Origin of the sequence: Pseudomonas sp. LAIL14HWK12:I10, from assembly GCF_900184205.1 — a bacterium.
Taxonomy (GTDB): Bacteria; Pseudomonadota; Gammaproteobacteria; order Pseudomonadales; family Pseudomonadaceae; genus Aquipseudomonas; species Aquipseudomonas kermanshahensis.
In genome coordinates, this window is record NZ_FXWU01000001.1 from 449,167 (window position 1) to 471,892 (window position 22,726).

The 22,726-nt window shown below is 63.7% G+C and carries 25 protein-coding genes; 9 read left to right on the forward strand and 16 right to left on the reverse strand.

What is annotated here, in order from left to right; genetic code table 11:
• Window positions 1–48: 48 nt before the first annotated feature.
• From QOS90_RS02135 to QOS90_RS02155, 5 genes are all read right to left on the reverse strand, one after another.
• On the reverse strand, window positions 49–1,410 hold the full coding sequence (locus tag QOS90_RS02135) for a M16 family metallopeptidase (protein ID WP_085272237.1): 1,362 nt from the start codon (window positions 1,408–1,410) through the stop codon (window positions 49–51).
• Window positions 1,403–2,695, reverse strand: a complete 1,293-nt coding sequence (locus QOS90_RS02140; RefSeq protein ID WP_085272238.1) for a M16 family metallopeptidase — start codon at window positions 2,693–2,695, stop codon at window positions 1,403–1,405. Before QOS90_RS02140 ends, QOS90_RS02135 begins: the two co-directional genes overlap by 8 nt.
• Window positions 2,696–2,815: 120 nt before the next feature.
• Complete coding sequence (gene rsmD, locus QOS90_RS02145) at window positions 2,816–3,418, reverse strand: 16S rRNA (guanine(966)-N(2))-methyltransferase RsmD (RefSeq protein ID WP_027592324.1); 603 nt, start codon at window positions 3,416–3,418, stop codon at window positions 2,816–2,818.
• Window positions 3,418–4,908: a M16 family metallopeptidase gene (locus QOS90_RS02150; RefSeq protein ID WP_085272239.1), complete on the reverse strand. Its 1,491-nt coding sequence runs from the start codon at window positions 4,906–4,908 to the stop codon at window positions 3,418–3,420. Before QOS90_RS02150 ends, rsmD begins: the two co-directional genes overlap by 1 nt.
• Window positions 4,901–6,256 (reverse strand): M16 family metallopeptidase, encoded by a 1,356-nt coding sequence (locus QOS90_RS02155; protein WP_027592326.1) that lies wholly within the window; start codon window positions 6,254–6,256, stop codon window positions 4,901–4,903. The genes QOS90_RS02150 and QOS90_RS02155 overlap by 8 nt, the downstream gene beginning before the upstream one ends.
• A gap of 231 nt (window positions 6,257–6,487) precedes the next feature.
• Here QOS90_RS02155 and ftsY point away from each other — a divergent pair, with 231 nt between their 5' ends.
• The 4 genes from ftsY (at window position 6,488) to rpoH (ending at window position 10,726) form a co-directional block, all read left to right on the forward strand.
• Complete coding sequence (gene ftsY, locus QOS90_RS02160) at window positions 6,488–8,071, forward strand: signal recognition particle-docking protein FtsY (RefSeq protein WP_027592327.1); 1,584 nt, start codon at window positions 6,488–6,490, stop codon at window positions 8,069–8,071.
• Entirely contained in the window at window positions 8,068–8,739 is a 672-nt protein-coding gene (gene ftsE, locus QOS90_RS02165) for a cell division ATP-binding protein FtsE (RefSeq protein ID WP_027592328.1), read from the forward strand. Before ftsY ends, ftsE begins: the two co-directional genes overlap by 4 nt.
• Window positions 8,736–9,758, forward strand: a complete 1,023-nt coding sequence (gene ftsX / locus QOS90_RS02170; RefSeq protein WP_085272240.1) for a permease-like cell division protein FtsX — start codon at window positions 8,736–8,738, stop codon at window positions 9,756–9,758. Before ftsE ends, ftsX begins: the two co-directional genes overlap by 4 nt.
• 113 nt (window positions 9,759–9,871) lie before the next feature.
• Window positions 9,872–10,726, forward strand: a complete 855-nt coding sequence (rpoH, locus tag QOS90_RS02175; protein ID WP_023378197.1) for an RNA polymerase sigma factor RpoH — start codon at window positions 9,872–9,874, stop codon at window positions 10,724–10,726.
• A gap of 167 nt (window positions 10,727–10,893) precedes the next feature.
• Here the strand turns inward: rpoH and mtgA are convergent, their stop codons facing one another.
• Window positions 10,894–11,604, reverse strand: coding sequence for a monofunctional biosynthetic peptidoglycan transglycosylase (gene mtgA, locus QOS90_RS02180; RefSeq protein ID WP_027592330.1), 711 nt, complete (start codon window positions 11,602–11,604; stop codon window positions 10,894–10,896).
• A 64-nt stretch (window positions 11,605–11,668) separates the two neighbouring features.
• Between mtgA and QOS90_RS02185 the strand changes: the two genes are divergently transcribed.
• From QOS90_RS02185 to trmB, 4 genes are all read left to right on the forward strand, one after another.
• Window positions 11,669–12,040, forward strand: coding sequence for a DUF423 domain-containing protein (locus QOS90_RS02185; RefSeq protein ID WP_027592331.1), 372 nt, complete (start codon window positions 11,669–11,671; stop codon window positions 12,038–12,040).
• 102 nt (window positions 12,041–12,142) lie between these two features.
• On the forward strand, window positions 12,143–12,343 hold the full coding sequence (thiS, locus tag QOS90_RS02190) for a sulfur carrier protein ThiS (protein WP_033693942.1): 201 nt from the start codon (window positions 12,143–12,145) through the stop codon (window positions 12,341–12,343).
• A 54-nt stretch (window positions 12,344–12,397) separates the two neighbouring features.
• Complete coding sequence (locus tag QOS90_RS02195; RefSeq protein ID WP_027592333.1) at window positions 12,398–13,192, forward strand: thiazole synthase; 795 nt, start codon at window positions 12,398–12,400, stop codon at window positions 13,190–13,192.
• Between the two features lie 9 nt (window positions 13,193–13,201).
• On the forward strand, window positions 13,202–13,924 hold the full coding sequence (gene trmB / locus QOS90_RS02200; RefSeq protein WP_027592334.1) for a tRNA (guanosine(46)-N7)-methyltransferase TrmB: 723 nt from the start codon (window positions 13,202–13,204) through the stop codon (window positions 13,922–13,924).
• A gap of 286 nt (window positions 13,925–14,210) precedes the next feature.
• On the opposite strand, the gene QOS90_RS02205 is transcribed toward trmB, so the two are convergent.
• The 9 genes from QOS90_RS02205 to QOS90_RS02245 all read right to left on the reverse strand — a co-directional run bounded on the left by QOS90_RS02205 (window position 14,211) and on the right by QOS90_RS02245 (window position 20,795).
• Window positions 14,211–14,537, reverse strand: coding sequence for a DUF3392 family protein (locus tag QOS90_RS02205; protein ID WP_027592335.1), 327 nt, complete (start codon window positions 14,535–14,537; stop codon window positions 14,211–14,213).
• A 9-nt stretch (window positions 14,538–14,546) separates the two neighbouring features.
• Entirely contained in the window at window positions 14,547–15,734 is a 1,188-nt protein-coding gene (gene hemW / locus QOS90_RS02210) for a radical SAM family heme chaperone HemW (RefSeq protein WP_027592336.1), read from the reverse strand.
• Window positions 15,731–16,327 (reverse strand): RdgB/HAM1 family non-canonical purine NTP pyrophosphatase, encoded by a 597-nt coding sequence (rdgB, locus tag QOS90_RS02215; RefSeq protein WP_085272241.1) that lies wholly within the window; start codon window positions 16,325–16,327, stop codon window positions 15,731–15,733. Before rdgB ends, hemW begins: the two co-directional genes overlap by 4 nt.
• Entirely contained in the window at window positions 16,324–16,758 is a 435-nt protein-coding gene (locus QOS90_RS02220) for a DUF4426 domain-containing protein (RefSeq protein WP_085272242.1), read from the reverse strand. The genes rdgB and QOS90_RS02220 overlap by 4 nt, the downstream gene beginning before the upstream one ends.
• Before the next feature lie 22 nt (window positions 16,759–16,780).
• On the reverse strand, window positions 16,781–17,401 hold the full coding sequence (gene metW, locus QOS90_RS02225) for a methionine biosynthesis protein MetW (RefSeq protein WP_008092977.1): 621 nt from the start codon (window positions 17,399–17,401) through the stop codon (window positions 16,781–16,783).
• Between the two features lie 7 nt (window positions 17,402–17,408).
• The gene (metX, locus tag QOS90_RS02230; protein WP_027592339.1) at window positions 17,409–18,548 is read right to left on the reverse strand and encodes a homoserine O-succinyltransferase MetX; all 1,140 of its coding nucleotides are present in this window, start codon (window positions 18,546–18,548) and stop codon (window positions 17,409–17,411) included.
• A gap of 102 nt (window positions 18,549–18,650) precedes the next feature.
• Complete coding sequence (locus QOS90_RS02235; RefSeq protein ID WP_027592340.1) at window positions 18,651–19,241, reverse strand: YggT family protein; 591 nt, start codon at window positions 19,239–19,241, stop codon at window positions 18,651–18,653.
• Window positions 19,242–19,251: 10 nt separating this feature from the next.
• A complete protein-coding gene (gene proC / locus QOS90_RS02240) occupies window positions 19,252–20,070 on the reverse strand; it encodes a pyrroline-5-carboxylate reductase (protein ID WP_085272243.1) in 819 nt (272 codons plus the stop codon).
• A gap of 38 nt (window positions 20,071–20,108) precedes the next feature.
• Entirely contained in the window at window positions 20,109–20,795 is a 687-nt protein-coding gene (locus QOS90_RS02245) for a YggS family pyridoxal phosphate-dependent enzyme (protein ID WP_085272244.1), read from the reverse strand.
• Between the two features lie 65 nt (window positions 20,796–20,860).
• Here QOS90_RS02245 and QOS90_RS02250 point away from each other — a divergent pair, with 65 nt between their 5' ends.
• Window positions 20,861–21,850: a type IV pilus twitching motility protein PilT gene (locus tag QOS90_RS02250; RefSeq protein WP_085272245.1), complete on the forward strand. Its 990-nt coding sequence runs from the start codon at window positions 20,861–20,863 to the stop codon at window positions 21,848–21,850.
• Between the two features lie 112 nt (window positions 21,851–21,962).
• Here QOS90_RS02250 and QOS90_RS02255 read toward each other — a convergent pair whose 3' ends face one another.
• Window positions 21,963–22,589, reverse strand: coding sequence for a C40 family peptidase (locus tag QOS90_RS02255; protein WP_085272246.1), 627 nt, complete (start codon window positions 22,587–22,589; stop codon window positions 21,963–21,965).
• Window positions 22,590–22,726: the final 137 nt, after the last annotated feature.

Consider the following 22,726-nt stretch of genomic DNA (forward strand, 5'->3'; position numbering starts at 1 on the left):
GTGATGTGCCTGCCTAGAGTGCCATGAAACGCCGCTGCTGTACCTGCGCTATTGGTCGGAGGCCGGTAGCGGTTGCTGATCGACAACCGGGCCGACACTGACCAGCAGCCTGCGCGTCAGGTCTAACCTGCGTTGCATGACGTCGCGGACCGCCGCTGGAGTCAGCTCGGCCAAGCGCTCGTTATACGTGTTCAGGTGATCGGCAGGTTGGCGTTGCTGGGTGGTTTCGGTCAGCAGCTCGGCCAGGCGCTTGTTCTGCGCAACCGTGCGCAATAACTGGCCTGCCAGCTGTTGGCAGGCCAGTTGCAGCTCGGCCTCGGTCGGCCCATGCAGCACCAAGTCGCGTAGCAAAGCTTCTACCAGGGCTTGCGAGCTTTTCACGTAGGGTGGGGCAATCTCCCACTCGATCGCGAAGAGCCCTCCAACGCGCTTGGGCACCAGTTGGCTGTAGATGTCGTAGGTCAAGCCTTGGTGTTTGCGCAGCGCTTTCATCAAGCGGGAGTCGGACCCCACACTCAGCACCTCGCAGGCCAGCTTCAGGGCAAGGTACTCAGGGTCGTTGGCCGGCACGTCGATGGGCAGCGCAAGAAGAACCGCGTTGCCTGCCCCGGCCTGCTCAATGTTGATTGTGGTGCCCGATGTTAGCGGCGCAGCTGGCAGCTCAGCGGCAGCCCAGCCTTGGGGCAGTGCCTGGCTGATACGCTGTGCCATGGCCTGCGCCTCGATGCGGGACAGATCCCCAACCACGACCATTTCCAGGTTGGTGGCGGAGTAGGCGCGTCGGTGGAACGCTTTCAGGTCAGCAGGCGTGACTGCGTCGAGCACTTGCGCAGTGCTGCCTTGTGGCTGGCCGTAGGGGTGGCCGCTGAAGAGGTGGCGATAGGCTTCGCTGCGTGCTCTGAGCACTGGTTGCCTGGCGCGGGCTGCGTCATGCAGCACCAACTGGCGTTTGACCTTCTCCAGGGCTGGGGCGGGGAAGGCCGGTTGTGCGGCCAGGCTGGTGAACAGCTCGATGGCAGGGTCAAGCAGTGCCTGGGTACTGACAGTGCGCAGGCTCAACGTGGCGTGATCGTGGCGTATCTGCTTTTCAACCACCGCACCCAGCCGCTCGATACGCTGCGCATGTTCGGCGGCATTGAAGCGCAGGCTGCCCTCGTCGAGCATGTACAGCGTCAGGGCCGCCAGGCTGGGTGGGTCAACCGAAGCAGTACCGGCGTTAAAGCGCAGCACCACATCGACGATAGGCAAGCCGCGGGCTTCGACGAACGTGACTGCTGTTCCCGCGTCGGTTCTCCAGGTGTGTACCTCGGTGCGGATGGCCTCGCGCTGTTGCAGGTCCAGCCCTTGGGCGGAGAGTAGGCCGCCGTAGATGCCATGTGCCGCCGGAGGGGGCGATATCCTGTCATTCATGGGCGAGCTCCTTGTTGTGCATGTAGGTGATCGCTGTGCGAGGCGCTGTCAGGTAGGCGACGGCGGCCTGGTGCACCTGTTCGGCCGTCACGGCTTCGAGGGTGGCTCGTTCATCATCCAGCGCAATGGGGTCCAGCCCGCAGGCCGCCTGCCTGCCGATGGCCTGTGCTTGCTCAGCGATGGCGTCCCGGGCAAACAGTTGCCTGGCGAGGAGGCGTGCCTTGGCGCGCTGAAGCGCCTCGATGCTGGGCGGCTGCTGACGAAAGCGTTCGATTTCAGCCAACAGCCTGTCGGCCGCAGCCTCGGGCGTGACGTGCGCGCTACAGAAGGCGTAGAGCGTCAGCAGGCTGTCGCCGCGCCGATACGGCTCGTAAGTTGCCTTCAGGCCTTGCAGCACCTGTTCGTCTATCACCAGCAGGCGGCGGAGGGTGGCGGCGTGGCCTTCGCTGAGGAGATCGGGCAGCAGCCGCAACGCATGGGCTTGCGCGTTGGACGTGGCGGTGCGTTGGCTGGGCAGGTTGAAACTGAGGATCACGCCAGGCCTCAGGCCTTGCAGGTGCAATGTTTGAGCGCGGCGCGTCAGCTCGGCATCCTCGACGGGCGTTTGACGGGGTGGCAGGCGATGGGCGGGGATCACGGCAAAGTGCCGCGCCACCAGTGCCTGCAGTGGCTGCAGCCCTATATCGCCGACGACTGACAAGGTCGCGTTGTTTGGGTGATACCAGGTCTGGTACCAGGTGCGCGCCGCTGCGGGCGTCATGGCGTGGAGATCGGGTGGGTGGCCGATCACCGGCGTTGCGTAGCGGCTGTTGCCGTGGGCTAGCAACTGGTGCTGCTCCATGGCGAGGGCCAAGGGGTTGTTGTCGATATCGACGCGCCGCTCGGCCATGACCACCGCCAGTTCGCGGGCAAAGGGTGCATCGCTGAGCGTGGCAGTGGCCATGGTGTCGGCCATAGCTTCCAGTGCAATCTCCAGCCGGCTGACGGGCAAGGTCAGTGGAAAATATGTGGCGTCTTCCAGCGTGAACGCATTCGGGTCACCGCCGAGGCGGGTCATCAGCGTCGAATATTGCCCGCTGGCCAGCTTGCTGCTGCCCTCGAACAGCAGGTGCTCCAGGACATGGGACAGGCCGCTGTGGCCGTCAGGCTCGTCGATGGAGCCTACGTGGTACCACAGCTGCACGCTGACCAGCGGGGCGCGACGGTCTTCGCGCAGGTAGACGCGCAGGCCATTGGCGAGGGCAAAGGACTGTACCGACGGTGTCGGCTTTGGCGGTTCGGTCATGGTTGAAGTGCTCCAGCAAGAAACGAAGGAGCAGCTTCAGCCAGGGGGCCGGTTGCTGTGCGGTAGCTAAATACGCCAACGCTTTACGCGGACAATGTACGCCGGCCTGATGTCAGGTGATCAGCCCCGCTGCCAGAGCGCGTAATGCACCTGACCGGTCTTTTTCTCCCGGTGCAGGCGCCAGTTGCCCGGCAGTTGCAAGGCCGAGGGTGCGGTCTCGCTCTCGGTGTAGATCCACGCCTGTTCCCGCAGCCACTGGTTCTGTTCCAGCAGGTTGCAGGTGTTGGCCAGCAGGTCCTGGTGGAACGGTGGGTCGAGGAACACCACGTCGAACTGCTGCTTGGCCGGGTTCTGCAGGTAGCGCAGCGCGTCGGTTTGCAGAATTTGCCCGCGAGGGCAGCGCAGCAGTTCGAGGTTGTCCTTGAGGTTGCTGATGGCGGCGGGGTTGCTGTCCAGTGCCACGGCGTCTTCGGCACCGCGCGACAAGGCTTCCAGCACCAGCGCGCCGCTGCCGGTGAAGGCGTCCAGCACGCGGGCGCCTTCGATGTAAGGCGCGAGCCAGTTGAACACGGTTTCGCGTACGCGATCAGGCGTTGGCCGCAGGCCGTCGCCTTCAGGCACCGCCAGGCGGCGGCTGCGCCACTCGCCGGCGATGATGCGCAGGTGGCCCTGGCCCTTGCTGTGGCCCGGTTGAGGGCGGGCGGGAGGGGTGGATCTTGGCATTAGTGCTCCGGTACGCCGAGCGGTTGCTCGGAAGGCTTGTCAGTGGGGGCTGGCAGCGGTTTTTGCGGCACCTTGGGGCCCGCGGTGACGATCACCAGTTTATCGGCTGACAGGTGTTTGTTCATGGCGGCCTTGACCTGCTCGACGGTGAGCGCCTGGGACTGCTGCATGAAGTCCTCCAGCCAGGTCAGCGGCAGGTTGTAGAAGCCAATGGCCCCCAGTTGGCCGACGATACTGGCGTTGCTGGCATTGGACAGCGGGAAACTGCCGGCCAGCTCGCGCTTGGCATCGTCCAGCTCTTGCTGGGTCGGGCCGCTCTTGAGGTAATCGGCCAGGATGTCCTGGACCAGCTTGAGGGTGCCTTCGCTGAGTTCGGCGCGGGTTTGCAGGTTGATCATGAACGGGCCACGTACCTGCATCGGGCTGAACACTGAGTAGACGCCGTAAGTGAGCCCGCGTTTTTCACGCACTTCGCTCATCAGGCGGGTGCCGAACGCGCCACCGCCGAGGATCTGGTTACCCAGCGACAGGGCCGGCCAGTCCGGGTCCTGGCGGTCGATACCCAGCTCGGCCAGCATCAGGTGGGTCTGCTTGGACGGGAAGTCGATGTGGGTCAGGCCCGCCTTGGGGTCGGTCGGTTGTGCCGGTGCGGCCAGCGCCGGGCCTTTCGGCAGGCCGGCGGACACCTGGGCGGCAATGGCTTCGGCTTCGGCGCGGCTGAGGTCGCCGACCAGGGCGATGACCGCGTTGCCGGCCGAGTAGGCCTTGGCGTGGAAGGCGCGCAACTGTGCCAGGGTGATGCCGTTGATGCTCTCGGCGCTGCCGTCGCTCGGGTGGGCGTACGGGTGGTCGCCGTACAGCTTGCCGAACAGGGCCTTGCCCGCGAGCTTGCCGGGGTTCTGCTTGTCGTATTCGAAGCCGGCCAACATCTGGTTCTTGATGCGCTTGAGGGCGTCCTCGGGGAAGGTCGGCTTGCCTGCCACTTCAGCGAACAGCTTGAGCGCCGGTTCGCGCTTGTCCTTGGTGCTCAGGCTGCGCAGCGATGCCACGGCCATGTCGCGGTACGAGCCGTTGCCGAAGTCTGCGCCCAGGCCCTCGAAGCCTTCGGCAATGGCGGTCACGTCCTTGCCGGCCACGCCCTCGTTGAGCATGGCGTTGGTCAAGGCGGCCAGGCCTGGCGTGCCGCCGTCCTGGCTGCTACCGGCGGCGAAGGTGACGCGCAGGTCGAACATCGGCAGTTCGCGGGCTTCGACGAACAGTACTCGGGCGCCTTCGGCGGTGTTCCAGTGCTGGATGTTCAGCTGACGTCGGCTGGGGGCCTTGCCGTCCAGCTCGGCCAGCGACTGCAGGGTATTGGCTGGGCGGGCCGCGGCGCTGTCAGCCTTGGCCGCGTTGTCGGCCAGGGCCGGGGCCGTCAATACCGCCGCCAGTGCCAGGGCGCGGATGCCCGTGGCCAGCAGGGTGCGGCGTGGTGCGCTGCGATCACTCATGAGCGGACTCCTCGGGCAATACATGGGCAACGCTCAGGCGTTCGCGGGTGAAATAGGTGCGCGCAGCGTTCTGGATGTCTTGCGGGGTCACGCGCTTGAGCTCGTCCAGCTCGCTGTCGATCAGCTTCCAGGACAGGCCCACGGTCTCCAGCTGGCCGATGGTGGTGGCCTGGCTGCTAATGGAGTCGCGGTCGTAGACCAGGCCGGCGATCACCTGGGCGCGCACGCGTTCGAGTTCTTCGGCGCTAGGTGGAGTGGTCTTGAGCTCTTCCAGCAACTGCCAGATGCCCTTTTCCACGTCATCCATGGTTTTTTGCTTCTGCACGTTCGGCGTGGCCGAGATCAGGAACAGGCTGTCGCCACGGGTGAAGGCGTTGTAGCTGGAGGACGCCCCGGCCACCAGTTCCTGGCCGCGCTCCAGACGGGCTGGCATCCGTGCGCTGTAGCCGCCATCGAGCAGGGCCGAGATCAGGCGCAGGGCATGCACCGTGCGCGGGTCCTTGGCGGTCGGCAGGCCAGGTACGTTGAAACCGTAGATCAGGCTCGGCAACTGGGTGCGCACATGCAAGGTCAGCTGGCGCTGACCGGGCTCGGCCAGCTCAAGCGGCAGCTTGGCGGGCGGCACCGCACGCTTGGGAATGCCGGCGAAGTACTTTTGCGCCAGGCCCTTGACCTCATCGACGGTGACATCGCCGACCACCACCAGGGTGGCATTGTTGGGCGCATACCAGGATTCGTACCAATGGCGCAGCTCTTCGACCTTCATGCGGTCGAGGTCGGCCATCCAGCCAATGGTCGGGGTGTGGTAGCCACTGGCCGGGTAGGCCATCGCGCGGAACAGCTCGAATGCCTTGGCATTGGGCTGATCGTCGGTGCGCAGGCGGCGCTCCTCTTTGATCACTTCTATTTCGCGGCTGAACTCGTCGGCGGGCAGGCGCAGGCTGGCCAGGCGATCGGCCTCCAGCTCAAGGGCCACCGGCAGGCGGTCGCGGGCCAGCACCTGGTAATAGGCCGTGTAGTCGTCGCTGGTGAAGGCGTTCTCTTCCGCACCCAGGTCGCGCAGGATGCGCGAGGCCTCGCCGGGGCCGACTTTGGCGCTACCCTTGAACATCATGTGTTCAAGGGCGTGGGACAGGCCGGTCTGGCCCGGGGTCTCGTAGCTGGAGCCCACCTTGTACCAGATCTGCGAGACCACCACCGGCGCGCGGTGGTCTTCGCGCACGACCACCTTGAGGCCGTTGTCGAGGATGAATTCGTGGGTCGGTTGCACATCGGCGGCGAAGGCCGCGAGCGGCAGGCAGAGCGTGCCGAGCAACAGGCCAGCGGCGCGGCGGGCTAGAGCATTCATACGGTGTTTAACCTGTTCGGCGGCCCGCAGGGTTTAGCGTCGGCGGGCCAGGAGGTGCTAGGATACTGATCCGGTTGCCTGGCGACCATGCCTGTCGCCGTTCTGGCCCACAGGACACTAAGACAAAACGTTGCGCATGAACCAGCCGGCTTCAAGATAGTCTGTTCTGCGTATAGAGAATTCCCGATGCGTCATTGCTGGCGCATCGCTACCCTGAGATAGCCGTCCTCCATGTTTGGTTCCAACGACGACAAAAAAGCGCCGGCCGAGTCTGGCGAAAAGAAAGGCCTGTTCAGCTGGTTTCGCAAGAAGCCGCAGCAACCTGTCGCCGAACAGCCGCAAACCCCCGAGCCACAGGCTGAAGCGCCGGTAGCAGCGCAGCCTGCCGTCGAGCAGCCTGCTGTGGCGCCGGCCGAGCCGGTGGCCGCACAAGCCCCTGTTGCGCCCGAGCCGCCTCAACCTGTGCCGGCCCTGGCTGACCCTGAGCCTTCTCAGCCTGCCCAGCCCCCTGTGGCGGCGAGCATGCCCGCGAACGCGCAAGCCAGTGCGCCGCAGGTCGAACCCCAAGCGCCGGTGGTGACTGCCCCCGAAGCCCCGGTAATTCGCGCCGTCGAGCCGCCTGTCAGCAATCTGGTATTGCCAGTTGCCGAAGAGCCTGTGGCCCTGGTGCCGGACCTTGAGCCCACGGCCCCGCCTGCAATTCCTGAGCGACCAGCGGTCGAGCCCGCCGCGCCGGCGGCAGCCGCACCCCAGCCAGCGCCGGTGGTTGCCGAGCCCGCCCCGGTCGCGGTTCCAGCTCCAGCTGCAGAAACTCCAGCAGCTCCAGCTCTGGCCCCGGTCGAACCCGAGCCCGTTGCCGCCCCGGTCGCCACTGAACAGTCCAAACCCGGCTTCTTCGCCCGCCTCAAACAGGGCCTGTCCAAGACCAGCGCCAGTATCGGCGAAGGCATGGCCAGCCTGTTCCTGGGCAAAAAAGTCATCGATGACGACCTGCTCGACGAGATCGAGACCCGCCTGCTGACCGCCGACGTTGGCGTGGAAGCGACTTCGGCCATCGTCCAGAACCTGACCCAGAAGGTCGCCCGCAAGCAGTTGGCCGATGCCGATGCGCTGTACAAGTCGCTGCAGGAAGAACTGGCCGCACTGCTGCGTCCGGTCGAGCAGCCGCTGAAGATCCAGGCGCAGAACAAACCCTACGTGATCCTGGTGGTTGGCGTGAACGGCGCCGGCAAGACCACCACCATTGGCAAGCTGGCCAAGAAGCTGCAGTTGGAAGGCAAGAAGGTCATGCTGGCTGCGGGCGACACGTTCCGCGCCGCGGCGGTCGAGCAGTTGCAGGTTTGGGGTGAGCGTAACCAGATCCCGGTAATCGCCCAGCACACCGGTGCCGACTCGGCCTCGGTGATCTTCGACGCCGTGCAGGCCGCTAAGGCCCGTGGCGTCGACGTGCTGATCGCTGATACCGCAGGCCGTCTGCACACCAAAGACAACCTGATGGAAGAGCTGAAGAAGGTGCGCCGAGTGATCGGCAAGCTCGACGCCGAGGCGCCGCACGAGGTGCTGCTGGTGCTCGACGCCGGCACCGGCCAAAACGCCATCAGCCAGGCCAAGTACTTCAACCAGAGCGTCGAACTGACCGGCCTGGCCCTGACCAAGCTGGACGGCACCGCCAAAGGCGGCGTTATCTTCGCCCTGGCCAAGCAGTTCAGCATTCCGATCCGTTTCATCGGTGTGGGTGAAGGTATTGACGACCTGCGCACCTTCGAAGCCGAGCCGTTCGTCAAAGCGCTGTTCGCCGAGCGAGAGCATCCATGATCCGATTCGAACAGGTTGCCAAGCGCTATCCCAATGGCCATGTAGGCTTGCATGAGCTGAGTTTCCGGGCGCGCCGGGGCGAATTCCTGTTCGTCACCGGGCACTCGGGTGCCGGTAAGAGCACCTTGCTGCGCCTGCTGCTGGCCATGGAGCGCCCGACCAGCGGCAAGCTGCTGCTGGCAGGGCAGGACCTGGGCCAGATCAGCAATGCGCAGATCCCGTTCCTGCGCCGGCAGATCGGTGTGGTGTTCCAGAACCACCAGTTGCTGTTCGACCGCACGGTGTTCAACAACATCGCCTTGCCGCTGCAGATCCTCGGCCTGTCCAAGGCCGAGATCACCAAACGCGTCGACTCGGCCTTGGAGCGTGTCTCGCTGGCCGACAAAGGCGAACTGTTCCCGGCCGATTTGTCCACGGGGCAGCAACAACGGGTCGGTATCGCACGTGCCATCGTCCATCAGCCGGCCCTGTTGCTGGCCGACGAACCCACCGGCAACCTTGACCCGCGCCTGGCCGCAGAGATCATGGGCGTGTTCGAAGACATCAACCGCCTGGGCACCACGGTATTGATCGCCAGCCACGACCTGGCACTGATCGCGCGCATGCGGCATCGCATGCTGACCCTGCAGCGCGGCCGTCTGATCGGCGATGGGGAGGCCGGGCAATGAGCACTACACGTACGCCGAAGGTTTCCGAACGGGTTGCGCCGAAACCCGCCGACCCGCAACCGGCGAAGAAAAAGCGCGACGACGATGACGGCCCAGATTTCCGCACACTGCTGCACGCCTGGCTGGAAAGCCATCGCGCGAGCATGGCCGACAGCTTGCGTCGCCTCGGCAAGCAGCCGATCGGCAGCTTCTTCACCTGCCTGGTAATGGCAGTGGCGTTGAGCATGCCCATGGGCCTGTCGTTGCTGCTGAAGAACGTCGAAAAGCTCGGCGGCTCCTGGCAGCGCGCCGCGCAGATTTCGCTGTACCTCAAACTCGATGCTGGCAGCAAGGAAGGTGAAGCGCTGCGCGACGAGATCAAGCACATGCCTGGGGTGGCCGACGCGCTGTATGTCAGCCGCGATCAAGCGCTGGAAGAGTTCCAGCAGCAGTCCGGCCTGGGTGAGGCGTTGCGCGAGCTCCCCGAGAACCCGCTGCCTGGCGTAGTGGTGGTGACCCCGACCGAGGTCGACAAGCCAGCACTTGAAGCCTTGCGTCAGCGCCTGTCGGAGCTGCCAAAGGTCGAAGTGGCACAGCTGGATCTGGTCTGGGTCGAGCGCCTGGCGGCAATCCTGAAACTGGGTGATCGCTTTGTCTTCGGCCTGGCCGTCATGCTGATTTCTGCACTGCTGTTAGTAATCGGTAACACAATTCGTCTACATATTGAAAACCGCCGTACCGAGATCGAAGTGATCAAGCTGGTCGGCGGCACCGATAGCTATGTACGCCGGCCGTTCCTGTACATGGGCGCCTTGTATGGCCTGGGCGCGGGGCTGTTGGCCTGGGGCATCCTGGCATTCGGCCTGAACTGGCTTAACCAGGCGGTCGTCGGGCTCTCCGGGCTGTATGGCAGTGACTTCGCCCTGGGTGGGGTGCCGGCGTCCGATGGTCTGTCGCTCTTGATCGGAGCAGTACTGTTGGGGTATATCGGTGCATGGATCGCGGTCGCTCGCCATTTGAACGAGCTGGCGCCACGATAGTTTTTCCCGTGCCAGCATTGACTTTATTACCGTTTTGGGAACTTGTTTACCGGTTTCCGGTCAATGTTGGCAGTGCCCACAAGGCGCGAGTCTAGTAAGTCGGAGGTTCTTGAATGACCACATCGTTGCAACCTGCCTATGCCCTGGTGCCCGGTGCAAACCTGGAAGCCTATGTGCACACGGTCAACAGCATCCCGCTGCTGACGGTCGAGCAGGAGCGTGATCTGGCCGAGCGTCTCTATTACGAGCAGGATCTCGAGGCCGCTCGGCAAATGGTGATGGCCCACCTGCGTTTCGTCGTACATATCGCCCGTAGCTATGCAGGCTACGGCCTGGCTCAGGCTGACCTGATCCAGGAAGGCAACGTCGGCCTGATGAAGGCCGTCAAACGCTTCAACCCAGAGATGGGCGTGCGCCTGGTGTCCTTTGCCGTGCACTGGATCAAGGCCGAAATCCACGAATTCATCCTGCGCAACTGGCGCATCGTCAAGGTGGCGACCACCAAGGCCCAGCGTAAACTGTTCTTCAATCTGCGCAGCCAGAAGAAGCGTCTGGCCTGGCTGAACAACGATGAAGTTCATCGCGTGGCAGAGAGCCTGGGCGTCGAGCCGCGTGAAGTGCGCGAGATGGAAAGCCGCCTGAGTGGCCAGGACATGGCCTTTGACCCAGCGGCGGAAGCCGATGATGACAGCGCGTTCCAGTCGCCTGCGCATTACCTGGAAGACCACCGCTACGACCCGGCCGTACAGCTTGAGGATGCCGACTGGAGCGACAACTCCACCAGCAACCTGCATGAAGCACTGCAAGGCCTGGACGAGCGCAGCCGTGACATTCTCTACCAGCGCTGGTTGGCGGAAGAGAAGGCGACGTTGCATGAGTTGGCGGACAAGTACAGCGTGTCGGCTGAGCGTATTCGTCAGCTGGAAAAGAATGCGATGAACAAGGTCAAGGCGTTGATCACGGTGTGATTCACGCTTGGCTGTACCAAAAAGCCGCTGGCCTGAAGAGGGTTGGCGGCTTTTTTGTTTGTGTTGGCTTTACGGGCCCTTTCGCAGCACAAGGCTGCTCAGGTCCGGCGCTATACCTGTAGGAGCAGCCTTGTGCTGCGAAAGGGCCGGTAAAGCCCGTCGATGATTCAAAGCCTGCGCGAAGCATCCAGCTGCATCAGGTAGCTAGGCCCACCCAACTGGCTCATCTGCCGCCGAATCCACCCGGCCCGACTGGCCACATAGGCGCTGGGCCGGCTGGCGCTCCACTTGATCGGGCTGGGCAGTACCGCAGCCAGTTGCGCGGCCTGTTGCCGATTGAGACGGCTGGCGTCGACCCCGAAGTGGTAGCGCGCCGCCGCCTGGGCGCCAAACACGCCATTGCCCCATTCGGCGCTGTTCAGGTAGACCTCGAGGATGCGCTCCTTCGACCAGAACAGCTCGATCAGCGCCGTGAACCAGGCTTCCAGGCCCTTGCGGAACCAACTGCGGCCCGACCACAGGAACAGGTTCTTGGCCACCTGCTGGGTCAGCGTGCTGGCCCCGCGAATGTTGCCGCCGCGTTCGTTGTAGGCCAGCGCTGCCTGAATGGCCGGGATGTCAAAACCCCAATGGGTGGCGAACTTCTGGTCTTCACCGGCAATGACCGCGACCTTGAGCTCATCGGAGATGTTCTCCCACGGTTCCCAGTCGCGCTGCAGGTCAATGGGCTCGCCATTCAGCCAGGACTCGACCTTGCGCTCGGCCATCAACGCCGTGCCGGGGGGCGGCACCCAGCGAAACACCAGCACCAATACGATACTGCCGGCAGCGAACCAGAGCAGGGCGCGAGTGAGGCGGCGGATAAGGGATGGCAGCATGTCGATGGCTTGGCCGGGCGGGTGGAACGGGCCATTATACAGACCCGATACAAGGAGTCGTCCCATGCTTCGCAGCTTCCTCATGCTTGCCGCCTTTTTCGGCTTTACCGGTGTGGCCCTGGGCGCTTTCGCCGCGCATGGGCTGAAAAACCGCCTGACGCCAGACTACCTGGCCATCTTCCACACCGGCGTGACCTACCAGTTGGTGCATGCCCTGGCGATTTTCGGTGTCGCCGTGCTGGCAGCGCATTTGCCGGGGCGCCTGGTGGGCTGGGCCGGCGGTCTGTTCGCGCTGGGTATCCTGCTGTTCTCCGGTAGCCTGTACCTGCTGACCCTGACAGGCGTGAGCAAGCTCGGCATCATCACGCCCTTTGGCGGCCTGTGCTTCCTCGCCGGGTGGCTGTGCCTGGGCCTGGCAGCCTGGCGGCTGGGCTGACCGAGTGGTCCACAATCGCGACTAATGGCGTGCACCGGCCTTGGGTAAACGGGGTGTTCGGCGCTAGAATGCGTGCCCCAAAGCACAATGGTGGCCGTGCGCATGCGCATTCAACTGAACGGTGAACCTTACGAACTGCCCGCTGGCGAAAGCGTCGCGGCCCTGCTGACGCGCCTGGACCTCACCGGGCGCCGGGTAGCAGTGGAACTCAACCTGGATATCGTGCCGCGTAGCCAGCACGACAGCACTGCGCTGAACGAAGGCGACCAGGTTGAAGTGGTCCACGCCATCGGCGGCGGCTGATAGCGGCTCGGCGGTTCACACGCAAGCCCAGTAACCTTTTCCCGAGGAACAACGATGAGCAACGTTCGTAGCGACAAGCCCTTTACCCTGGCCGGGCGCACTTTCCAGTCGCGCCTGCTGGTCGGCACCGGCAAATACCGTGACATGGAAGAAACCCGCCTGGCCATCGAGGCCTCGGGTGCCGAGATCGTCACCGTCGCTGTGCGCCGTACCAACATCGGTCAGAACCCGGGCGAGCCGAACCTGCTCGATGTGCTGCCACCCGACCGTTACACCATCCTGCCGAACACTGCGGGCTGCTACGACGCTGTCGAAGCCGTGCGCACTTGCCGCCTGGCCCGTGAACTGCTGGATGGCCACAACCTGGTCAAGCTGGAAGTGCTGGCCGACCAGAAAACCTTGTTCCCCAACGTAATCGAAACCCTCAAGGCCGCCGAAGTGTTGGTCAAGGACGGTTTCGACGTGATGGTCTACACCAGCGACGACCCGATCATCGCCCGTCAGCTGGCCGAAGCGGGCTGTATTGCGGTCATGCCGCTGGCTGGCCTGATCGGTACCGGCCTGGGCATCTGCAACCCCTACAACCTGCAGATCATCCTCGAAGAATCCAAGGTGCCGGTGCTGGTCGATGCCGGCGTGGGTACCGCCTCCGACGCCACCATCGCCATGGAGATGGGCTGCGAGGCAGTGCTGATGAACTCGGCCATCGCCCATGCCCAGCAACCGGTGTTGATGGCTGAAGCCATGAAGCACGCCATCGTGGCCGGTCGCCTGGCCTACCTGGCCGGCCGCATGCCGAAGAAACTCTATGCCAGCGCCTCTTCGCCGCTGGATGGTCTGATCAAGTAAGAGCTCCTGATGACTGAATCGCAAGAAACGCCGATCACCGCCGAAGGCGAAGAGCGCCCACACCGCCGTATCAAGAGTTTCGTGATGCGCGCCGGGCGCATGACCGAAGGTCAGCAACGCGGCCTGGACCAGGGTGGCCCCCTGTTCATCCTGCCCCTGGCCGACAGCCCGGTGGACTACGATCAGGTGTTCGGCCGTTCGGCGCCGCGCACCCTGGAGATCGGTTTCGGCATGGGCCACTCCCTGCTGGAGATGGCCGCTGCCGCGCCTGAGCAGGACTTCATCGGTGTCGAAGTGCACCGTCCGGGTGTTGGCGCGCTGCTCAATGGCGTGCTGACCCAAGGGCTGAAGAACCTGCGGGTGTATGACTGCGATGCCATCGAAGTGCTCAACCGCTGCGTGGCCGACAACAGCCTCGACCGTTTGATGCTGTTCTTCCCAGACCCTTGGCACAAGGCGCGCCATCACAAGCGCCGCATCGTGCAGCTGGAATTCGCAGAGCTGGTACGCCGCAAGCTCAAGCCGGGTGGCGTGTTCCACATGGCGACCGACTGGGAGCCGTATGCCGAGTACATGCTGGAAGTGATGAGCGCTGCGCCCGGTTACCGTAACCAGGCGGCGGATGGCGCGTATGTGCCACGTCCGCAAGAGCGGCCGATCACCAAGTTCGAGCGCCGTGGTGAGCGCTTGGGGCATGGGGTTTGGGATTTGAAGTTCGAGAAGGTGGATTGATTGGGCGCTTGAGCCTTTCGAGCTCAGCCTGCTGAAATGACAGACAAAAAAACCGCCTGAGAAGGGCGGTTTTTTTATTGAAGCGATCAGACTGAGGATCCTTCGCTTCGGGCTTTCACTGAAAGACCCCGTACTCATCCGGATCTTGTTTGTATTCAAGACCGCGGGGGATTCTGTGGGAGCGGGTTTACCCGCGAAGAATGCGACGCGGTATATGGCACGGGCTTCGCCCGTGTTCGCGGGTAAACCCGCTCCCACAGGGAAAGTGAAATGCTGTAGTCGTGCCTTACCCCCGCCGATCAGCCACCACGCCGATCAACACCAGCACCACCAGCAGCACGGGTGCCAACGCATAATTATTGAACTGGCCCAGCCCCTTCACCACCCACGGCGTGGCATAGATCAGCGCTGCGCCGCTGCCGATCATCACCAGCAGGGCCATGAACGGCACGCGCAGGGCGCCGGCCAGGCTGCCTAGGCGTTGTTCCACCGTGGCTTTGATATCGGTGCCGAACAGCACCAGTAGGCAGCCTACCAAGGCCAGCGAAATCTCCGACAGGTTGCTGCGGCTCCAGCGGGAAGCCGTTGCAAGCAGATCAAGTACCAGGTCCATGGGTCATCCTTAGGTCAAGAAATACTGCAGCAGGTCATTGAGGAACAACTGGCCGCGCGGCGTGGCCACCAATCGATCCGGTTCGACCTGCAAAAGGCCCTTTTGTTCGGCCGCGCGACGGGCCTCGGCCAGTTGCGCCAGCGGCAGGCCGGTGCGCTGGATGAACAGTTCGGCTTCGACGCCATCGGTCAGGCGCAAGGCGTTCATCAGGAACTCGAAGGGCAGCTCGTCCGCCGGCAGCCGCTTTTCGCCAGCCTTGAACGGTTTGGCCAGGTTCAGGTAGTCCTTGGGCAGGCGGGTTTTCCAGGTGCGCAGGATGCGCCCGTCAGCGAAGGTCAGCTTGCCGTGGGCACCCGCGCCGATGCCGATGAAATCACCGAAGCGCCAGTAATTGAGGTTGTGCTTGGCAGCACGGCCTGGCTGGGCATAGGCCGACACTTCGTACTGGCGGTAGCCGTGCTCGGCCATCAGGCTTTGGCCGGCCTCCTGGATATCCCACAGGATGTCGTCCTCGGGCAGCTCGGGTGGCTGGTTCCAGAACACCGTGTTCGGCTCTACGGTCAGCTGGTACCACGACAAGTGGGTCGGCCCTAGGGCGATCGCCTGGCGCACGTCACCCAGCGCGTCGTCCAGCGACTGGTCGGGCAGGCCGTGCATCAAGTCCATGTTGAAGTTGTCGAACCCGGCGGCGCGCGCCATGTCGGCGGCACGGATCGCTTCGTCGCCGTTGTGGATGCGCCCGAGCGCCTCCAGCTTGGCGGGCTGGAAGCTCTGCACGCCGATGGACAAGCGATTGATGCCCGTCTGCCGGTACGCCTTGAACTTCTCTTGCTCGAACGTACCGGGATTGGCCTCCAGGGTGATTTCGATGTCCGGCGCGAACGGGATGCGTTGTTCAACGCCACGCAGCAGCCGCCCAAGGGCGTTGGCACTGAACAAGCTCGGCGTACCGCCACCGAAGAAGATCGAGCTGATCGGGCGGCCTTGTACGGCTGCCAGCTCTTGATCGAGGTCGGTCAGCAGGGCGTCGACATAAGCCTCTTCAGGCAGCTCTGGGCCCGCCGCGTGGGAATTGAAGTCGCAATAAGGGCATTTGCGTACGCACCACGGGATGTGGATGTACAACGCCAAAGGCGGCAGCACGGCGAAACCAGCCGCACCCGCCGGGTGCGGTTGGATGGACAACGTTTCGATCATGCCAGGCCCAGGCGTTGACGCAGCAGGACCATGGCGCGGGCGCGGTGGCTGAGCTGGTTCTTGTCGACAGGGGCGAGGTCCGCGCTCGAGCAATTGCGCTCTGGCACCCAGAACAGCGGGTCGTAGCCAAAGCCGTGCTCACCGCTGGCCTCAAACATGATGCGCCCGTGCCACAGGCCTTCGCACAGGATCGGCAGCGGGTCGTCGGCGTGACGCACCAGCGCCAGCACGCAGACGAACTGAGCGCCGCGCTCGGCCTCGGGCACGTCTTTCAAGGCGTCCAGCAGCTTGGCGTTGTTTGCCGCGTCACCCTTGCCCTCGGCATAGCGAGCAGAATAGATACCCGGCGCGCCGCCGAGGTAGTCCACGGCCAGGCCCGAGTCATCGGCCAGTGCTGGCAGGCCAGAGATGCGCGCGGCATTGCGTGCCTTGAGAATGGCGTTCTCGACGAACGACAGGCCGGTTTCCTCTGGCTCGACCTGGCTGAATTCACCGATCGAGCGCAGCTGTACGGACGCCCCAAGCATGGCCTGGAGTTCCTTGAGTTTGCCGGCATTGTGGCTGGCCAATACGAGTTGCTGGAAATTCATCATTCGCCTGGGAACACTTCCTGGTTGAAGCTGAGAGAGTGACTGATGCCGCCGGTTTCGACATTGATGTCGAAGGTCACGGTTTCTGGCTGTTCGATCTTGAACTGGGCGATGTAGTAAATCGCGCCTTGTTCGGTGATCGGCTTGAAGGACAACGGGTTGCTGCGCCCGGTGAGGTCTTTCACCGTGCCGCTGACGACCGCCATGGCTGGCTTGTCGGCCTTGATCACGGCAATGTTGAGCACGCCCTGGTTCTTGCTGCGCACCAGGCCCGTTCTAGCGGCCACCTCCGGCGTCAGCATGCTTGAGGTGAACGCGCTGTAGTGTACCGTCACGTCGCCAAACACTTCCTTGCGCTCGGGACGGGCGGCATCGGCAGCCAGTACAGGCAGGGCCAGGCACAGGCTGATCAGGAACAGGGCTAGGCGACGCATGGTGCGATTCCTCCGGTGGGCGTCAGACCGCGAGCTGGTGCTCCTGCAGGCCTGGGCTGCTGACGCGATAGATGCCGATCTCACCTAGAAGATTAGGCCATAGCCGGCCGCCCCACCCATTACGGTGCAAGTGGTCGACGGCCAGCCGGTCGAGGACCTTGGCGTGGCGCTCGTGGCACAGCTCTTCAAAGTCGGCGAAGGTGCAGAAGTGGATGTTCGGCGTGTTGTACCAGGTATACGGCATGAAGTCCGAAACCGGCATGCGGCCTTTGGTCGCCAGGTACCAGCGGCAGCGCCAGTGGCCGAAGTTGGGGAAGGTGATGATGCACTGACGGCCCACGCGCAGCATCTCGTCGAGGATGCGGTCGGGGTACTCCACGGCCTGCAGGGCCTGGGTCATGATCACCACATCGAAACTGTTGCTGGCAAAGTTGCCCAGGCCCTTGTCCAGGTCCTGTTCGATGACGTTGACGCCCTTGGCCACGCACGCGGCGATATTGTCGGCGTCGATCTCCAGGCCGTAACCGGTGACCTGCTTGCGGTCACGCAGCGAGGCCAGCAGTTCGCCACTGCCGCAGCCCAGGTCGAGTACCCGGCTGCCGGCGGGAATCCAGTCGTGGATGATTTCCAGATCGGCTCTCATGCTGTCCTCAGATGGCGATGCGGTTCATGTAGTTCGAGAAACCCTGCATGTAGCGAGGTGTGGGGATCAGGAAGGCATCGTGCCCATAAGGTGAATCGATCTCCAGGTAACACACGTTCTTGCGCGCGGCCATCAACGCATCGACGATCTCGCGTGAACGGGCAGGCGAGAAGCGCCAGTCGGTGGTGAACGACATGATGCAGTAGTCTGCCGTGACCGAGGCCAGGGTGGCGGCAAGGTCGCCACCCTGGGCTGCGGCCGGGTCGAAGTAGTCCAGGGCCTTGGTCATCAGCAGGTAGGTGTTGGCGTCGAAACGGCCGGAAAATTCCTCGCCCTGATAGCGCAGGTAGCTTTCGACCTGGAATTCGACGCTGTGGAAGTCGTAGTTGAGCTTGTCGCTCTTGAGCTCACGGCCGAATTTTTCACCCATCGAATCATCGGACAGGTAGGTGATATGGCCCACCATGCGCGCCAGCATCAGCCCGCGCTTGGGGATCACGCCCTGGTCCTGGAACGAACCGCCGTGGAACTCCGGGTCGGTGAGGATGGCCTGGCGCGCCACTTCGTTGAAGGCAATGTTCTGTGCCGAGAGCTTGGGCGCCGAGGCGATATCGACGCAGTGCCGCACGCGGTCGGGGTAGGTGATGGTCCATTGCAGTGCCTGCATGCCGCCAAGGCTGCCGCCCACAATGGCCGCCCACTGGCCAATGCCCAGGCGGTCAGCCAGGCGTGCCTGGCTGTGCACCCAGTCTTCCACGGTCAGCACCGGGAAGTCGGCGCCATAGGGCTTGCCGGTAGCCGGGTTGACGCTGCTCGGGCCAGTACTGCCATTGCAGCCGCCGAGGTTGTTCAGGCTGACCACGAAGAAACGGTTGGTGTCGATTGGCTTGCCGGGGCCGATGCAGCTGTCCCACCAGCCCGGCTTGCGGTCGGTGGCGGCATGGTAGCCGGCGGCATGGTGGTGGCCGGACAAGGCATGGCAGATCAGCACGGCATTGCTGGCGCTGGCGTTCAGGGTGCCATAGGTCTCGTAGACCAGCTCGTAGCTGGCCAGCGAGCGGCCACAGGCCAGGGCCAGCGGTTCTTCGAACCGGGCTGTTTGCGGTGTAACCAGACCGACGGAATCTTCGGGAAGGACAGTGGACATCGACCCTGCTCACGCTTGACGGAGGCGTAAGTCTAAAGAGCGCTACCCCCTGCGGCAAGCAAAGGCTTGCCGCAGGGGGTGTCGATGTTCAAGGGCGTTGGATCAGATCATCCGCCACAGTTCTTGAGGCATGCCGGCATAGGCAGCCAGCGGCGGCATGACGAACGACTGGATCACCTGGATCGCCAGGAAGGCGAAGATGGGCGAGATGTCCATGCCGCCCAGGTTAGGCACGAGGCGGCGGAACGGTGCCAGCACCGGTTCGCTGATCTGGTAGGCCAGCTCCGCCGCCGGGTTGTGGCTGTTTGGCGCGACCCAGGAGACGATCACCATGACGATCATCGCCACCCAGAAGATCTTCAGGAACAGCGAGGTGATGCCGATGATGGCCCACATCAGCAGGTGCAGCACGTCACCGAAGGTGCCGTAGGTGACCATCAGCACGAAGCCCATCAGCAGCGCCTGGATGACCACTGCCAGCAGCAGCGACGAGGTGTCCAGGCCGCCAACGCTGGGGATGACCCGGCGGATCGGCTTGAGCAGCGGCTGGGTGGCGCGTACCGCGAACTGGCACAGCGGGTTGTAGAAGTTGGCCTTGACCAGTTGCAGCACGAAGCGCAGCAGGACGATCACCAAGTACAGGCTGACCAGGGTTTGCACCACGAAGATCGCGGCGCCAGACAGTGCATTCATCTAAAGCTCCTTATTTGCCCAGTTGTTCGGCCAGCTCGGCGGAGCGCGTCGCTGCGGCCTGCAGCGCTTGCTCGACGATGGCTTCGAAGCCGTTGGCCTGGAACGACGTGATCGCAGCTTCGGTGGTGCCGGCTGGCGAGGTGACACGGCGGCGCAGTTCGGCAGCGTCGACATCGCTGGCCACGGCCATGCGCGCCGCCCCCAGCGCGGTCTGCAGGGTCAGCTGGGAGGCGGTTTCGCGAGGCAGGCCGAGCTTTTCGCCTGCGGCGGTCATTGCCTCGATCAGCAGGAAGAAGTACGCCGGCCCGCTGCCGGAGACGGCGGTCACTGCGTCCAGTTGCTGCTCTTGGTCCAGCCACAGGGCAGTGCCCACGGCAGACAGCAGCTGTTCGGCCTGTTGCCGCTGTTCGGCGTTGACTTCCTGGGTGGCGTACAGGCCGCTGACGCCTTGGCGCAGCAGCGCTGGCGTGTTGGGCATGCAGCGCACCACCGGGCGTGGGCCTACCCAGCTCTGCAGGCTGGCGCAGGTGATACCGGCAGCGATGGAAACAATCAGCTGGCCTTCCTGCAGGTGGACTTGCAGGGCTTGGCAAACGGCCTTCATGACCTGCGGCTTGACCGCCAGTACGATCACGTCGGCGTCAGCGATTGCCTGGGCATTGTCTTCGAAGGTTTCGATGCCGTGCTCGGCCTGGATGCGGGTACGGGTCTCGGCGCCCGGGTCGCTGGCGCGGATCTGCGAAGCCTCCAGGCCCTGGGCACGCAGGCCGCCGATCAGGCTGGCGGCCATGTTGCCGGCGCCGATAAAGGCAATACGTGTCTTGCTCATGTCAGGTCCTTGTGGGAAAGAGTGAGTAAAGCATGGAATCAGACGGGCCCGTAGTCGCGGGCACCGAACAGGGCGGTGCCGATACGTACCCAGGTCGCTCCCTGGGCAATCGCCGCCTCCAGGTCGTGGCTCATGCCCATGGACAAGGTGTCCAGGCCAAGGCCCAGGCGCTGCTGCAAGGTGCGCAGGCTGGCAAAAGCGGCCTCTTGGGCGGCGCGGTCATCGGTGGGCTCCGGGATGGCCATCAACCCGCGCAGGCGCAGATTGGGCAGTTTCGCCACGGCCGCGGCCAGCGCCGGCAGGTCGCCCGGGGCGCAGCCGGACTTGCTGTCTTCGCCACTGACATTCACCTGCAGGCAGATGTTCAGCGGTGCCAGTGCAGCAGGGCGTTGCTCCGAGAGGCGTTGGGCGATTTTCAGGCGGTCCACGGAATGTACCCAGTCGAAATGCTCGGTAATGGCTTTGGTCTTGTTCGACTGAATGGGGCCGATGAAGTGCCAGATCAAGGGCAGGTCGCGCAACGCTTCCTGCTTGGTCAGGGCTTCCTGCAGGTAGTTTTCGCCGACATCGCGCACGCCAGCGGCGTAGATTTCACGGATGGCGCTGGCGGGCTTGGTCTTGCTCACAGCCAGCAACTGGATGCTGGCCGGGTCCCGCCCGGCGGCCTGGGCGGCGCTGGCGATGCGGGCGGCAAGGGCGGATAGGTTGTCTGCTATGGTGGACATGGATCGATGCCGGCGGCGAAAGGGTCTGCGGCATTCTACCTGCTTGATCGCCTTTGGGGAGTCTCATGGATGTGACCGACCTGTTGGCCCGTGCTGTGGATGCGCGGGCTTCGGACCTGCACCTGGCCGTGGGCCAGGTACCGATGCTGCGCCTGGATGGCGAGCTGCAACGCATGGACCTGCCGCCGCTGACGGCAGCGGCGCTGAGTGATGCCATGGCGCCCTTGCTGGGCGATGACGCTTGCCGGCAATGGGCGCAGGGGGATGAGCTGGACCTTGCGTTGGCGCTGCCAGCGTTAGGCCGTTTTCGCCTGAACCTGTTCCGCCAGTTGAATGGGGTTGCGGCGACCTTTCGCCTGATACCCAGACGCATTGCGACTTTGGACGAGCTCGACCTTGTGGAAGTGTTTCAAGCTGTTGCGCAGTGTTCCGATGGCCTGATTCTGGTGGGCGGGCCCACTGGCAGTGGCAAGTCCAGCACCTTGGCGGCGCTGCTCGATCAGCTCAACCGCGAGCGGTCACTGCATATCATCACCCTGGAAGACCCTGTGGAAGTTATCCACAGCAGCCAACGGAGCCTTATCAACCAGCGCGAGATGGGCCGCGATTGCCGCGGGTTTGCGCAAGGGCTGCGCAGTGCGCTGCGTCAGGACCCGGATGTGATCATGATCGGCGAGTTGCGCGATCTGGAGACGATTCGCCTGGCATTGCGGGCGGCAGAAACGGGGCACCTGGTGCTGGCAACCGTGCACACGCGCTCGGCTGCAGGCAGCATCGACCGGCTGGTGGAGGTGTTTGCCGCCGAGGAAAAGCCGCTGGTGCGGGCGATGCTGGCCGAGTCGCTGCGCCTGGTGGTGGCGCAAGTGCTGGTCAAGCGCGTGGGCGGCGGGCGGGTAGCGGCGCGGGAGGTGTTGGTGGCTAACACGGCAGTGCGTAACCTGATTCGCGAAGGGCGGATGGCGCAGCTGAGTTCGGTGATGCAGACGGGGGCGGCGGAGGGGATGCGGACGATGGAAGGGGCGATGCAAAGGCTGAAAGTAATGGGATGGGTGTAGGAGCAGCCTTGTGCTGCGAAGAGGCCGGTGACGTCAGCGACGATCCGCTGTGTTTTCACTGGCCTCTTCGCAGCACAAGGCTGCTCCTACCAGAGCCGTGGTCGAGGCTCGATTAGCGCTTGGCCAGGGCCAGCTGCTGCTGTTCTTTCGGCAACACCCGCTTGGCCACGACATAGTGCTTCTGCCAGTAAGGCTTGCTGAGGGTGTCGATGCTCACCCGCTTGCCGCGACGCGGGGCATGGATGAAGCGGTCGTTGCCCAGGTAGATGGCAACGTGGTTTACCCGTCGGCTCTTGATGTTGAAGAAGATCAGGTCGCCAGGCTTGAGGTCGCCCTTCGCCACCTTCACGCCGTGGCCCTGGGCCATGGCATTGGAGGTGCGTGGCAGGTCGACATCGGCCACATCATTGAAGGCGTATTTCACCAGGCCGCTGCAGTCGAAGCCCTTTTTCGGGCTGCTGCCGCCCCAGACATAGGGCGTGCCGAGCACATTCACCGCACGGCTGAGCACATCGCTGCTCTGCTTCGGCGACATGGAGGCAACCGGCAGCCCACGGCTGCCGGCCGCGTTGCTTGGGCGTGCGCGCAGCGTGGTGTGCTTGGCAGGCGCGTGTTTCACCGAGGCATTGGTGGTATAGCCGGTGAAACCATTGGGAAGACGTTGCTCACGATTGGTGGCGTGGGCGGCCAGGGGCAATAATAGACAGAGGGTCAGCCATGTCTTGAGTAAAGGCGGCATAGATGAAGCTCTTTATGAATAGTTATGTGTTAGGCGCGCAACTTTATAACAGCTTTTTGATCAATTTCTGATCCGTTGGTCGATTGGTGGGGTGCCATACGTCGGCCTGCGACGAGAAAGTCACATTTTTTCTTAGA

What these genes read in the sequence shown, in the direction of transcription:
- rpoH (WP_023378197.1), top strand. Translation starts at nt 9,872, where the DNA reads ATGACCACATCGTTGCAACCTGCCTATGCCCTGGTGCCCGGTGCAAAC.
- QOS90_RS02245 (WP_085272244.1), bottom strand. Translation starts at nt 20,795, where the DNA reads ATGTCCACCATAGCAGACAACCTATCCGCCCTTGCCGCCCGCATCGCC.
- QOS90_RS02235 (WP_027592340.1), bottom strand. Translation starts at nt 19,241, where the DNA reads ATGAATGCACTGTCTGGCGCCGCGATCTTCGTGGTGCAAACCCTGGTC.
- metW (WP_008092977.1), bottom strand. Translation starts at nt 17,401, where the DNA reads ATGAGAGCCGATCTGGAAATCATCCACGACTGGATTCCCGCCGGCAGC.
- QOS90_RS02135 (WP_085272237.1), bottom strand. Translation starts at nt 1,410, where the DNA reads ATGAATGACAGGATATCGCCCCCTCCGGCGGCACATGGCATCTACGGC.
- QOS90_RS02205 (WP_027592335.1), bottom strand. Translation starts at nt 14,537, where the DNA reads ATGGACCTGGTACTTGATCTGCTTGCAACGGCTTCCCGCTGGAGCCGC.
- QOS90_RS02220 (WP_085272242.1), bottom strand. Translation starts at nt 16,758, where the DNA reads ATGCGTCGCCTAGCCCTGTTCCTGATCAGCCTGTGCCTGGCCCTGCCT.
- QOS90_RS02150 (WP_085272239.1), bottom strand. Translation starts at nt 4,908, where the DNA reads ATGAGTGATCGCAGCGCACCACGCCGCACCCTGCTGGCCACGGGCATC.
- QOS90_RS02250 (WP_085272245.1), top strand. Translation starts at nt 20,861, where the DNA reads ATGGATGTGACCGACCTGTTGGCCCGTGCTGTGGATGCGCGGGCTTCG.
- thiS (WP_033693942.1), top strand. Translation starts at nt 12,143, where the DNA reads ATGCGCATTCAACTGAACGGTGAACCTTACGAACTGCCCGCTGGCGAA.
- trmB (WP_027592334.1), top strand. Translation starts at nt 13,202, where the DNA reads ATGACTGAATCGCAAGAAACGCCGATCACCGCCGAAGGCGAAGAGCGC.
- mtgA (WP_027592330.1), bottom strand. Translation starts at nt 11,604, where the DNA reads ATGCTGCCATCCCTTATCCGCCGCCTCACTCGCGCCCTGCTCTGGTTC.
- QOS90_RS02185 (WP_027592331.1), top strand. Translation starts at nt 11,669, where the DNA reads ATGCTTCGCAGCTTCCTCATGCTTGCCGCCTTTTTCGGCTTTACCGGT.
- ftsX (WP_085272240.1), top strand. Translation starts at nt 8,736, where the DNA reads ATGAGCACTACACGTACGCCGAAGGTTTCCGAACGGGTTGCGCCGAAA.
- QOS90_RS02255 (WP_085272246.1), bottom strand. Translation starts at nt 22,589, where the DNA reads ATGCCGCCTTTACTCAAGACATGGCTGACCCTCTGTCTATTATTGCCC.
- QOS90_RS02140 (WP_085272238.1), bottom strand. Translation starts at nt 2,695, where the DNA reads ATGACCGAACCGCCAAAGCCGACACCGTCGGTACAGTCCTTTGCCCTC.
- metX (WP_027592339.1), bottom strand. Translation starts at nt 18,548, where the DNA reads ATGTCCACTGTCCTTCCCGAAGATTCCGTCGGTCTGGTTACACCGCAA.
- proC (WP_085272243.1), bottom strand. Translation starts at nt 20,070, where the DNA reads ATGAGCAAGACACGTATTGCCTTTATCGGCGCCGGCAACATGGCCGCC.
- QOS90_RS02155 (WP_027592326.1), bottom strand. Translation starts at nt 6,256, where the DNA reads ATGAATGCTCTAGCCCGCCGCGCCGCTGGCCTGTTGCTCGGCACGCTC.
- hemW (WP_027592336.1), bottom strand. Translation starts at nt 15,734, where the DNA reads ATGATCGAAACGTTGTCCATCCAACCGCACCCGGCGGGTGCGGCTGGT.
- ftsE (WP_027592328.1), top strand. Translation starts at nt 8,068, where the DNA reads ATGATCCGATTCGAACAGGTTGCCAAGCGCTATCCCAATGGCCATGTA.
- ftsY (WP_027592327.1), top strand. Translation starts at nt 6,488, where the DNA reads ATGTTTGGTTCCAACGACGACAAAAAAGCGCCGGCCGAGTCTGGCGAA.
- rsmD (WP_027592324.1), bottom strand. Translation starts at nt 3,418, where the DNA reads ATGCCAAGATCCACCCCTCCCGCCCGCCCTCAACCGGGCCACAGCAAG.
- QOS90_RS02195 (WP_027592333.1), top strand. Translation starts at nt 12,398, where the DNA reads ATGAGCAACGTTCGTAGCGACAAGCCCTTTACCCTGGCCGGGCGCACT.
- rdgB (WP_085272241.1), bottom strand. Translation starts at nt 16,327, where the DNA reads ATGATGAATTTCCAGCAACTCGTATTGGCCAGCCACAATGCCGGCAAA.